Raw genomic sequence first — 3,066 nt, 5'->3', positions numbered from 1 at the left:
GATCCCCGGCGGGCGTTCTGAGCACGACCATGACGAACATCACGGCATACCACTTGAGCCGGCCGTACTCCAGCTGTCCGCCGAAGACTCCCACCGACACCGGCCGGGCCTGGACGGGCAGCATGCAGAACCGGCCTCAAGGGTCTGGAGAGGCAGGCATAGCGCTCCTTGAAGCTCAGATGCCCTGCCCGGGCCGCACGCCTGGGAAGCTCAGGATCGACTACAGCCGGCGTTCCATCAACCTCCGACTCCCCGGTCTCCGTCAGACTCATGGCCATCACAAAGATCGCGAACGGAATCCGCTCCAAGGCCTGTCGGTGTCTGCGAAGAAAGGCGCGCGCCTGTCGGTGCCAGCCCATGATCATCGGCCCGCCGACGACGACGCCGTCGTACCCGTCGAGCCTAGGGCCCTCGCTCAGCGCCCGGACATCCACCTGAAACCCGGCCTCAGCCAACACCTCGCCGATCGCTCTGGCGACTTCCCCCGTCGAGCCGGCGTTTGTGGCCTAGGCGACCAGGATCCGCTTCACGCAGTAACTCCGTGCACCCCGAAGGTCAGGCCCGGGCCTCCGCCTTGCTGCTCCCATTGACCTTCATGAAGCCCAGCGCCCGCCACAGCACTCGCATGGCGGAATGGCCTAAGTCCGGATTCAGGAACTGGTTCGGGCAACTGCCGGGGATCACAGCGATCCCATGCTCGCGGCAGCGCTGCACGGCTTCCTGAGAGACGCTGGTCATGCCTGAAGCCAGGCCGGGTTTCGTGCCCATCATGCAGTGCATCCAGACATGCTGGACCCCCAGCTCGATGCATTGCTGGACAATCTGCTCGGTGACCATCGGATTCGCCAGGATGAACACGGCATCAGGCTTCTCGGGGATCGACTTGAGATCCGGAAAGCACGCTGCGCCTTCGAATTCCGTCAAGCGTGGATTGACCGGCCAGACGGCGTAGCCCGCCTTCTTGAACTTGCGGTAGCCGAGGTTGCAGCCTGTCTCTCGCCTGTCCGAGACACCGACGACGGCAATCGTCCTTTGGGCAAGGAAGCCTTGCACCAGGTCATCGATCTTGGCCACTAGGTCTCCTATCAAGCGGCGAGGTTCGCTTTCCTGCCACCACCACCGCTCCGACGCGTTTGCGCACATCGAGACCATGCCGTCAGCATCGACCCCCTGGCAGTCCGGCGCGTAGGGGTTTCCCCGTTCCGGTGCCGGGCCAATGTCGCCCTGCATGATGGCGCTCATATGAGCCTACCTCACGCGCTCTGGTAGGTCTAGCGGCATGAATGTCACGCCGTGGCGGGACGGAAGTCAGAGCCAACTTGCGGGCCAGTCTGGGGAGAAATCCTGCACGTCTGGCGATCTCGGCAGGCTAGCACAGGCCCTCCCCCCACCGAGGCCGGCCTGAGACTGGGTCGTTCCGATCGGGTCGGACTCGGAAGCTAAGGGCTAGCTCGCGGGCGGCGGATCCGGACCGACTGGTTCGGGGGCTCCTGCCTGCGGGGTTCCGCGGGGATGCCTTCAGCCGGAGATCGGGGGCAGGGAGATGACCGCTTGATCCAACACCTCGCCGCCCAGGGCAATCGCCGTCAACTCGATCCGGTCGCTGTCGATCTCCATCAGCACGAAGTGCGTCCGGCGGGCAAAGACCTGGCTTTCGGGCAGCTCTTCTCCAGGCGCATACAGCCTCGACGAGCCTCCGCCAGACACGATAAAGGTGATCCCACGGGCGATGAGCCGTTCGTATTCATGGAAGTGCCCGGAGAAAGACAATGGCACGCCGGCGCCCTCGAAGAGCGGCACCCACCCCTGGCGCATTGGAAGACTGTTCGTCGGATGGACGGAACTGCTGCTGTACGGAGCGACGTGCAGGACGGGGATCGTGAGGCGGTACCGCGAATCGCTCAGCCGTTCTTCCAGCCAGCGAGTCTCTTCTTCCCGCCCTTCGACGCCGAAGAACACTTGGCTGTCCAGCATCAGGAACTGGACCTGGCCTCGGGCGAAGGCGTAGTACTGAAGCCGCTCAGGCTGCCCCTGCTGCGGGATCTCTGCGCCGGGAAACGGGGGGAAGGCATGATCGTAGAAGGGCATTCCCTGGTAGCGGATGTCGGCGTCGTAGTCGTGATTCCCGAGGACCGTGTACACCGGCATTTGAGTCAGCAAGGGTTCAAAGGGAGCGAAGAACTTCTCAGCATAGGAGTCAAATGGATCACTCCCGGCTTCGGTCTCATCGACGACATCCCCGGCGTGCAGGACGAAATCCAGATCGGCGGATTCCATCTGCCGCACCAACTCGAAGGTGGATGGATCACCGAAGCTGGCATCGCCGATCACGCCGATCCTCAGCCCGCCTTGCTCGGCGACGGTACGAAAGCTCACCGGACCCCATTCCCGGGACCGGAACTGGGGCTGTTGGGCGGGTTGACCCGACGCCTCCAGGGCGACGACGACACGATAGCGAGTCGCCGGGGACAATCCCTCCAGGGTGCGCAGCCAACGAGCGTTCGAAGGGTCAAGCGCGATTTCGAGCGGAAGGGCAGAGCCATCTTCGGGCTGGACCAGCACCCTCCCGGCCGACGGTGTCTGCAGCTCGAAGTACAGGGTGGCGCTCTCGGTTGAGACGTGACGGATGGTCAGAGGCACGGCATAGGCGAGATCGGAGAGGGGTAAGCCGGTCGGGATGCGAGGGATCGGCGCGGCAGTAGCCTCGATAGCCGTGGTCCCCGGCTGGGGTGTGGAGGGAGCGGCTGTGAGAGTGGGCGAGCTGGTCGCGGCCGGCGCAGGGGAAGAACTGCCAACAGGAGGCGGGCTCAGACATGCGCTCGCCGCCAAAACGCCCAGGGCCGCGCCGGCGATGACCCGAACCATGGGTCCGATGCTGGGTGGTCTTGGCACACCTCACCTCAGTTCCGGGCACAAGTGCACGGATAGTCGAAGGGCGCACATTCGTCCTCCCGCACAGCCCATGCGCGACGGGACGGGGCGCCTGCGGCGGAGCCGCATTTCCATGATCGAAGGTGCGCCAGTATATCCTGGCCGGGGCTCCCTTGACATTCGCCCCGATCTCAT

The 3,066-nt window shown here is 64.4% G+C and carries 2 protein-coding genes; both read right to left on the bottom strand.

All coding sequences use genetic code 11. The annotated features are described in order from the left end of the window. Positions 1-555: 555 nt before the first annotated feature. Positions 556-1,242 carry a CoA-binding protein gene (locus tag MUO23_14800; GenBank protein ID MCJ7514219.1) on the bottom strand — a complete coding sequence of 229 codons (687 nt, stop codon included), beginning with the start codon at positions 1,240-1,242 and terminating at the stop codon, positions 556-558. A 276-nt stretch (positions 1,243-1,518) separates the two neighbouring features. Beyond that, positions 1,519-2,865 carry a metallophosphoesterase gene (locus MUO23_14795; protein MCJ7514218.1) on the bottom strand — a complete coding sequence of 449 codons (1,347 nt, stop codon included), beginning with the start codon at positions 2,863-2,865 and terminating at the stop codon, positions 1,519-1,521. Positions 2,866-3,066: the final 201 nt, after the last annotated feature.

It is taken from the genome of Anaerolineales bacterium (assembly GCA_022866145.1).
Lineage (GTDB): Bacteria > Chloroflexota > Anaerolineae > Anaerolineales > E44-bin32 > PFL42.
This window is presented reverse-complemented; position numbering and strand designations above follow the sequence as displayed.

Bases quoted from the DNA above. Each gene is read 5' to 3' on its own strand.
- MUO23_14795 (MCJ7514218.1), bottom strand. From the start codon at position 2,865: ATGGTTCGGGTCATCGCCGGCGCGGCCCTGGGCGTTTTGGCGGCGAGC.
- MUO23_14800 (MCJ7514219.1), bottom strand. From the start codon at position 1,242: ATGAGCGCCATCATGCAGGGCGACATTGGCCCGGCACCGGAACGGGGA.